This window comes from Anaeromyxobacter sp. SG66 (assembly GCF_022690805.1).
GTDB lineage: Bacteria > Myxococcota > Myxococcia > Myxococcales > Anaeromyxobacteraceae > Anaeromyxobacter > Anaeromyxobacter soli.
Map to the genome: position 1 here is coordinate 1 of NZ_JALCZC010000106.1, position 7,753 is coordinate 7,753.

Here is a 7,753-nt window from a genome sequence, read left to right on the forward strand (position 1 = left end):
AGCGCGAGCGCCGCGGCGAGCGCGACCGCCGCCGCCGACCGCACGAGCCCGCTGCGCGCCGGCGCGGCGAGCGCGGCGCGGAGCGGGGGCGTCAGCGCGGGCCCGGTCGCCGTGAGGACCGGCGTCGCGGAGACGGCTCGGCCCTCGAGGATCTCGAGGAGCTCGGCGGCGCTCTGGGCGCGCCGGTCGGGGTCCTTCTCCGTGGCGCGCGCGATGAAGCGCAGGAGCGCCGGGTGCGCCGCCAGCGACGGGCACTCGTCCGCGGGCGAGGGGACCGGCTCGTAGGCGTGGGCGCGCAGGAGCGTCAGCGGATCGTGGGTCGGGAAGGGGTGACGGCCCGTCGCGAGCAGCCAGGCGATGATCCCGGCGCTGTAGAGGTCCGCGCGGTGATCCACCTCCGCGCCGACCGCCTGCTCCGGCGAGAGGAACTGCGGCGTCCCGACGACGAAGCCCGCCTGGTCGCGCTCGGTGGGCGGGGAGGGCTCCGCGAGCTTGGCGATCCCGAAGTCGAGGATCTTGAGCCGCTCCTCGCCGTCCGGCAGCGGGACGAGCCACAGGTTGTCGGGCTTCAGGTCGCGGTGGACGATGCCGGCGCGGTGCGCCGCGTCGAGGCCGGCGAGGAGCTGGCGGAGCAGCTCCGTCACGCGGGCGGGCGGCAGCCGCTCGTCCCGGCGCAGCCGCTCACGCAGCGACGCGCCGGCGAGGAGCTCCATCACGAGGTACAGCGCGCCGCCGGGCGCGTCGCCGAAGTCGAGCACGTCCACGACGTGCGGCGAGGACAGGCGCACGGCGATCTGGGCCTCGCGCCGGAAGCGCTCGACGTCGCGCGGGCTGTGCGCGACCTCCGCCCGGAGGATCTTCACCGCGACGGCGCGCCCGATACGGACGTTCTCCGCGCGCCAGACGCTCGAGGTCCCGCCCTCGTCGAGCAGCGTCTGCAGGAGGTAGCGCCCGTCGAGCAGCAGGCCCGGGCGGATCGCGTCCTCCAGCGTTCCTCCGGGACGCGCAGGGGCCGGGGCGCGCGCCCTGGCGGCGAGCTCGAGCGTTTCCTGTGGGGTCACCCGCGCCTCCGCCGGCGGTCGTCGCACCGGGGCGATGAGACACGGTAGCGGCTCTCTTCGGCCGGGAGAAGCCGCAGGAAGACGGGACGCGGAGAGGCGCGTCCGTCCCGCGTTCGGAGTGCAAGGGCCACAGGACCCCGCCCGGGACCCGTCTCCGGGGCCGGGTGCGCGCGGTGCGCGCGAACGTGGGCCTTTAGGATCCGAGGTCGGAGGTCTGGGTGATCCCCGCGCAGCTCGCCGGCTTTCTCGAATCCGGGGTCTCGGTGCTCGTCGCCACGCGCGACGCGCGGCTGTCGCCGGACGCCCTGCGCGCGATGGGCGTGCGCGTGGAGCGCGGCGGCGCCGAGCTCACGGTGTTCCTGCCCGCGGCGACCTCCAGGGAGGCGCTCGCGAACCTCCGCGACAACGGCCGGATCGCGGTCTGCTTCTCGCGCGCCGCGGACCACCGCTCGGTGCAGGTGAAGGGCCGCGCCGTCGAGGTCGGCGAGGCGGGCGCGGACGAGCGCGAAAGGCTGGAGCGGTACCTCGACGCGCTGGCCGAGGCGTGGGGCGTCATCGGGATCCCCGCGCGCGCCACGCTCCGGCTCGCGCACTGGCCGTGCCACGCGGTGCGCGTCCGCGTGGAGGGCGTGTTCGTGCAGACGCCCGGGCCCGACGCGGGCGCCCCGCTCGTCGACGTCGCGGGGCGCGCGCCATGATCCGCCTCGAGGAGCTCGGCCCGTGCTTCCCGGGCATCGTGCCGGCCCAGATCGCGACCTGCGGCCGCGACGGCGAGCCGAACGTCACGTACCTGTCGCAGGTCCAGTACGTCGACCCCCGGCGCGTCGCGCTCTCCTGCCAGTTCTTCAACAAGACGCGGCGCAACGTCGAGGAGAACCCGCTCGCCTCCGTGCTGCTCTACCACCCGCTCACCTTCGAGGCCTACCGGCTGCGCCTGCGCTTCGAGCACGCGGAGACCGAGGGGCCGCTGTTCGACACGATGGCCCTGCGCATCCAGGTGATCGCCTCGCACACCGGCATGACCGGCGTCTTCGCGCTGCGCTCCGCCGACGTCTACGAGGTGCTCTCGGTGGAGCGGGTGGAGGGGCTCCTCCTCCCGGCCGATCCCGCCCTCGAGGAGGCCGCGCCGCCGCTGCCGGCGGGGCCGCTCACGGAGATACGCGGGCTGCAGGTCGTCTCCGACCGGATCGCGCGCGCCCCGGACCTCCCGGCGCTGCTCGCGGGCGCGCTCGAGGCGCTCGACGCGCTGTTCGGGTTCTCGCACGCGATGGTGCTCGTCCCCGCGGGCGGGGCGGAGCTCGTCGCGATCGCGAGCCACGGCTACGAGGCGGCCCTCGGCGCGAGGGCCCGGATCGGGGCCGGGATCATCGGCTGCGTGGCGCAGCGGCGGCGGATGCTCCGCGTCGCGGGGGTCGGGGCGGAGCTGCGCTACGGGCGCGCGGTGCGCGAGCGCCTCGAGGCGGCCGGGGGCGGAACGCTCCCGCCGGAGGTCCCGCTCCCCGGCCTCCCCGACGCCCAGGCGCAGCTCGCGCTCCCGCTGCTCGTGAGGGACCGGCTCGTCGGCGTGCTCGCGTTCGAGAGCCGCGACCCGCTCTGCTTCGACGACTGGGACGAGGCCTTCCTCGGGATCGTGGGGAACCAGATCGCGATGGGGATGGATCGCCTGCGGCCGGCAGGAGAGGGGACGGGGCCGTTCCCCGCGCCCCGGCTCGCCCCGGCCCCCGAGCGCAGGCGCGTGTTCTGCTACTACCGCAACGACGACTGCGTCTTCGTGGACGGGGAGTACCTGATCCGCAACGTGCCCGGCCGGATCCTGTGGAAGCTGCTCGGGCAGCACCGGCGGGAGGGGCGCACCGAGTTCACGAACCGCGAGCTCCGGCTCGACCCCGCCCTCGGCCTGCCGGCCGTGAAGGACAACCTGGAGAGCCGGCTCATCCTGCTGCGCCGGCGTCTCCAGGAGAAGTGTCCGGAGGTCCGGCTCGTGCCGGTGCGGCGCGGCCGGTTCGCGCTCGAGCTCGACTGCGCGGTCTCGCTCCTCGAGAAGGAGTGCGGGTGAGGTGCCCGCGCGCGAGGCGGCCGAGCGCATCGGGCGTCACCGCGCCGGCTTGGCGGTGGCGAGCTCGGGCGGGCGCGGCTCCGGCACCCGGTTCTTGATGGCCGGGATGGAGCGCAGGTAGGCGAACATCGCGCGCAGGTCGGCGTCGGTCAGGGTGGCGGCGTTCTGCCAGGGCATCGGCGGGAGGATCGGCCGCCCCCTGCCCATGTGCCGGCCGGAGCGCATGGCGTCGACGAACTCCTTCTCCGTCCACTTGCCGAGCCCGGTCTCCGCGTCCGGCGTCAGGTTCGCCGCGAAGCTCACGCCCCACGGGCCCGACCAGGCCGTCATGGACCCGGCCCCGGTGATCATCCAGGGCCCCTGCGGCAGCGCCGGGGCGGCGGGCATCGTCAGCTGCTCGGGGTGCCCCGAGAGCATCCGCGTCATGTCCGGCTCGGGGGCGCCGCTCTTCCCGGGCTTCCACGGAGTGTGACAGTCGTTGCAGCCGCTGGCGGTGACGAGGTACTTGCCGCGGGCCACGTCGCCCCCTGCGTCCGCGCTCACGCGGGTGAGCGCGAGCGCGGCGAGCAGGGCGGCGCCGCCGAGGGCGACGGGGACGATGCGCTTCTTCATCGGGCTTCCTCCTGGCGTGGGGTGCTGCGAGAGAGGGGGGCGGGGCCGGGCCGGAGCTCGCGGATGAACCTGGAGACGAGCGCGACGGCTGCGTCGTCCACGGCGTGGGTCCCGAGCGGCGGCATCTGGAGCAGCGGGTCGCGCGAGGCCATGCGCGCGAGGAGGACGCTCCGGTCCGGATCGCCGGGGCGGATCCGCGACGGGACGTCGCCCTCGGGGGTGCCGGCCGGGCGGAAGCGGCTCGCCACGCCGACCGCGGTCGCGAGGGCCGCGTCCTGCCGAGCGCCTGGCCCGACGCGCTGCGCGAGCGAGAGCCCCAGGGTCGCGAGCGGCCCGCGGGCGTCGTGGCAGATGCCGCAGTTCGCGTGCAGGTAGCCGAGAGCGGCGCGCGCGACCGGCGTCTGCGCCGCGATCCGCGGGGGCCGGCGGAGGAGCGCCTCGGGCAGCCCGCGGAGGAGCCCGCGCGCGACGAGCGCGGGCAGGTCCACGTCCCCCGCGCCGGGCCGCTCCGCGTGCGCGGCGAGCGGGTCGCGATCCGGAGAGAGCTGCAGCGCGGAGAACCCGAGCACCGGCGTGGGGCCGCCCTCGTGGCAGGCGCGGCAGTCGTAGACGGACGGGATGTCGTGAGGGACCCCCGGGCGGCTCTCGGCCGCGCCGCGGATCCCGCGCTCGGGCGCGAGCACCGCGTCGGCGCCGTCGTCCGTCCAGACGTAGGCCGCGAAGATCCACGAGCCGTCGGCCACCCGCTCCAGGTAGCGCGTCTCGATCCGCCGGCCGAAGCTGAACTCCTTCCAGAGCCGCGTGCCGATCGGGAAGACCCACGCGTCCGGATCGGTGGCGTCGATCGCGGAGCCGGGCGGCAGGCGGATCCAGCGCCGCTTCGTCGCGCCGTCCGACCACAGCGGATACTGCGGCGTATAGGGGAGCACCGCGGGGTCGATCCGGCGCGTCGCGGCGTCCGCGTAGAGCCCGGTGTCGACGAGCCGGGGGGGCGCCTTCGCGACGGAGGTCTCCTCCGTCCCCGCCGGGTCGAGCGCCGGGGCGGAGGCGCTCACGGCGGCGCCGAGGAGGAGGAGGGCGCCGGCGAGGACGGCGGCCGCCGCCAGCGCGGTGAGGCGCCGCCGGGAGCCGCCGCGAAGCCTCGCCCGTCCGGTCCCCCGCATCGCGCCTCCGCTCCGGCGGCCCGCCGCGCCGTGCGTGCGCAATGTGCCTCTGGGGCAGGGGCGCCCGCTTCCTAAATGATCCTTCCGCGCTTCCTAAGAAATGCCTAACGGCCGCGCGTCGGGGTTAGAACGTAGCCCGTGAACACCTTCAGCTCCATCGGGGCCCACCCCGCGCTCCTCCCCGCCCTCGACCGCCGCGGCTACGCCGAGCCGACGCCGGTCCAGGCCGCCGTCCTCGACGCCGCGCACCGCGGCCGCGATCTGCTCGTCTCGTCGCGCACCGGCTCGGGCAAGACCATCGCCTTCGGCCTCGCCCTCGCAGAGACGCTCCTCGAGGACGCCGGGACGTTCGGCGAGGCGGGGGCGCCGGGCGCGCTGGTCGTCGCGCCGACGCGCGAGCTCGCGATCCAGGTGCAGCGCGAGCTCGCCTGGCTGTTCGCGGACGCGGGCGGGCGCGTGGCGTCGTGCGTCGGCGGCATGGACCCGCGGCGCGAGGCGCGCGCGCTCGCCGACGGGGTGCACGTCGTCGTCGGGACGCCCGGCCGGCTCGTCGACCACCTCGAGCGCGGCGCGCTCGATCTCTCCGCCGTGCGCGCCCTCGTCCTCGACGAGGCGGACGAGATGCTCGACATGGGCTTCCGCGAGGAGCTCGAGAAGCTGCTCGGGGCGGCGCCGCCTGACCGGCGCACCGTGCTCTTCTCGGCCACGCTGCCGCGCCCCATCGTCGAGCTCGCGAAGCGCTACACGCGCGAGCCCGCGCGCGTGGCCGCGACGCCCGCGGGCGAGGCGCACGCCGACATCGCCTACCGCGCGCACCTCGTCGCGGCGCGCGAGCGCGAGCACGCGATCGTGAACGTCCTGCGCGAGGCCGACCCGCCGAGCGCGCTCGTCTTCCGCGCGACGCGCGAGGCCGTCCAGCACACCGCGGCCGGCCTGGGCGAGCGGGGGTTCGAGGTGGTGGCCATCTCGGGCGAGCTCACCCAGGCGGAGCGCACGCGCGCCCTGAAGTCGCTCCGGGACGGCCGCGCGCGCGTCCTCGTCGCGACCGACGTCGCCGCCCGCGGCCTCGACCTGCCGGGCATCGCCCTCGTGCTGCACGCGGACCTGCCCCGCGACGCGGAGGCGCTCCAGCACCGCAGCGGGCGGACCGGCCGCGCCGGGCGCAAGGGCGTGGCCGTGCTGCTCGCGGCGCCGCCGGAGCGGTATCGGCTCGAGCGGATGCTGCGCGAGGCGGGGGTGGCCGCCGAGTGGACGGCGGTGCCGACCGCGGAGGCGATCCGCGCGGGCGACGCCGAGCGGCTCGGGGCGGACGTCGCCGCGCTCGCCGCCGACGCGCCGGAGGAGGACCTCGCCGCGGCGCGCCGGCTCGTCGAGACGCGCTCCGCCGTCGAGCTGGCGGTCGCGCTCGTGCGGCGGGACCGGGCGCGCCTGCCCGCGCCGGAGGAGCTGCCCGAGACGGCCCGCGCCGCGCGCGAGGCGCCGGCCCGCGCCGGTGAGCGTCGCGCGCCCCGCGCCGGGCCGCCCAAGGACGCGCGCTGGTTCCGGCTCTCCCTCGGCCGCTCGCGGCAGGCGGACCCGCGCTGGATCCTGCCGCTCCTCTGCCGGCGGGGCGGCGTGACCCGCGACGACATCGGCAAGATCGTCATCCAGGCCGAGGAGACGCGCTTCGAGGTCGCCGCCGCCTCCGCCGAGCGGTTCCTCAGCGCCGCGCGGCGGCCGGACCCGCGCATGCCCGACGCGCGGATCGAGCCGCTGGGCCCACCCGCGCGCGCGGGGGAGCCGAGGCACGCGGCGCGGCCCCACGGCGCGGAGGTCCCGCGCCGCTACGAGCGCGCGCGGGAAGCCGCCCCGCCCCGGCGGAGCGCGCCGGGCGCGAAGCGGCGCGGGCCGCGCTGAGGAAGGGACCGGTGCGCGGGCCGCCCCCTCCGCGCTACAACCGCCCGCGTGAGCCTCCGGATCGCCGTCATCGGGCACGTCGAGCACGTCACCATCGGCCGTGTCCCCGCCGTCCCGGCGGCGGGCGACATCGTCCACCTCGACGGACCGCGCTGGTTCCCGGGGGGCGGAGGCGGGGTCGCGTTCTGGCAGCTCGTGCGGAGCCCCGCGGAGCTGCACCTCTTCACGGCGATCGGCGACGACGCCGCGGGTGACGCCGTCGCGGCCGAGCTCGCGGCGAGCGGCGCGCACGTCCACGCGGTCCGCCGGGCCGAGCCGCACACCCGCGCGATCGCGATGGTCGATCCGGCCGGCGAGCGCACCATCCTGGTGGTGGGCGAGCCCCTGCATCCCCGCGCCGAGGACCCGCTGCCGTGGGGCGCGCTGGCGGGCTTCGACGCCGCCTACTTCACGGCGCAGGACCCCGCGGCCCTCCGGGCCGCGCGCGCCGCGCGGGTGCTCGTCGTCGCCGCCCGGCGCCGGCCCGCGCTCGCCGCCTCGGGCGTGCGCGCGGACGCGGTGGTCGGCAGCGTCCGCGATCCGCGGGAGGCGAGCCGGCGCGCGGACCACGCGGTGCCGCCCGTGGCGCTCGTGCTCACCGACGGCGCGCGCGGGGGCCGCATCGAGACGGAGGAGGGGTTCGAGCTCTTCGAGGCGCCGCCCTCGCCGCCGCGGGGCGGGGGCGCGTACGGGGCGGGGGACAGCTTCGCCGCGGCGCTGACGTTCTTCCTCGCCGCGGGCGTGCCGCTCGCGGAGGCCTGCCGGCGCGCGGGGCTCCACGGCGCGGCGGTGCTGGGTGGGCTCGATCCGCGGACGGGGCAGCTCCCGCTCGAGGATCCGCGCTGAGGGACGTCGTCGAGACGGAATCGGGGGGGCCGGGCGCCCCCCCCCCCGGGGGCCTCCGCCCCCCCCCCCCCACCGGAACC

At 77.4% G+C, this 7,753-nt stretch carries 7 protein-coding genes; 4 read left to right on the top strand and 3 right to left on the bottom strand.

Translation table 11 applies throughout. From position 1 onward, the window contains the following. The coding region (locus MNZ39_RS19960) for a serine/threonine-protein kinase (protein WP_242340841.1) at nucleotides 1-1,061 on the bottom strand (1,061 nt) is incomplete at its 3' end. A 218-nt stretch (nucleotides 1,062-1,279) separates the two neighbouring features. On the opposite strand from MNZ39_RS19960, the gene MNZ39_RS19965 reads away from it, so the two are divergent. Beyond that, nucleotides 1,280-1,759, top strand: coding sequence for a pyridoxamine 5'-phosphate oxidase family protein (locus tag MNZ39_RS19965; RefSeq protein ID WP_242340842.1), 480 nt, complete (start codon nucleotides 1,280-1,282; stop codon nucleotides 1,757-1,759). Next, the gene (locus tag MNZ39_RS19970) at nucleotides 1,756-3,117 is read left to right on the top strand and encodes a GAF domain-containing protein (protein WP_242340843.1); all 1,362 of its coding nucleotides are present in this window, start codon (nucleotides 1,756-1,758) and stop codon (nucleotides 3,115-3,117) included. The genes MNZ39_RS19965 and MNZ39_RS19970 overlap by 4 nt, the downstream gene beginning before the upstream one ends. A gap of 36 nt (nucleotides 3,118-3,153) precedes the next feature. Here MNZ39_RS19970 and MNZ39_RS19975 read toward each other — a convergent pair whose 3' ends face one another. Together MNZ39_RS19975 and MNZ39_RS19980 are read right to left on the bottom strand one after the other, a co-directional pair. After that, entirely contained in the window at nucleotides 3,154-3,729 is a 576-nt protein-coding gene (locus MNZ39_RS19975) for a c-type cytochrome (RefSeq protein ID WP_242340844.1), read from the bottom strand. Continuing rightward, a complete protein-coding gene (locus MNZ39_RS19980; RefSeq protein WP_242340845.1) occupies nucleotides 3,726-4,892 on the bottom strand; it encodes a hypothetical protein in 1,167 nt (388 codons plus the stop codon). Before MNZ39_RS19980 ends, MNZ39_RS19975 begins: the two co-directional genes overlap by 4 nt. A 138-nt stretch (nucleotides 4,893-5,030) precedes the next feature. Between MNZ39_RS19980 and MNZ39_RS25055 the strand changes: the two genes are divergently transcribed. Together MNZ39_RS25055 and MNZ39_RS25060 are read left to right on the top strand one after the other, a co-directional pair. Continuing rightward, nucleotides 5,031-6,788, top strand: a complete 1,758-nt coding sequence (locus tag MNZ39_RS25055; protein ID WP_242340846.1) for a DEAD/DEAH box helicase — start codon at nucleotides 5,031-5,033, stop codon at nucleotides 6,786-6,788. A gap of 48 nt (nucleotides 6,789-6,836) precedes the next feature. Continuing rightward, entirely contained in the window at nucleotides 6,837-7,673 is an 837-nt protein-coding gene (locus tag MNZ39_RS25060; RefSeq protein WP_242340847.1) for a PfkB family carbohydrate kinase, read from the top strand. Nucleotides 7,674-7,753: the final 80 nt, after the last annotated feature.

Excerpts from the sequence above, each read along its gene's own strand:
- MNZ39_RS19970 (WP_242340843.1), top strand. The coding sequence starts at position 1,756 with ATGATCCGCCTCGAGGAGCTCGGCCCGTGCTTCCCGGGCATCGTGCCG.
- MNZ39_RS19975 (WP_242340844.1), bottom strand. The coding sequence starts at position 3,729 with ATGAAGAAGCGCATCGTCCCCGTCGCCCTCGGCGGCGCCGCCCTGCTC.
- MNZ39_RS19980 (WP_242340845.1), bottom strand. The coding sequence starts at position 4,892 with ATGCGGGGGACCGGACGGGCGAGGCTTCGCGGCGGCTCCCGGCGGCGC.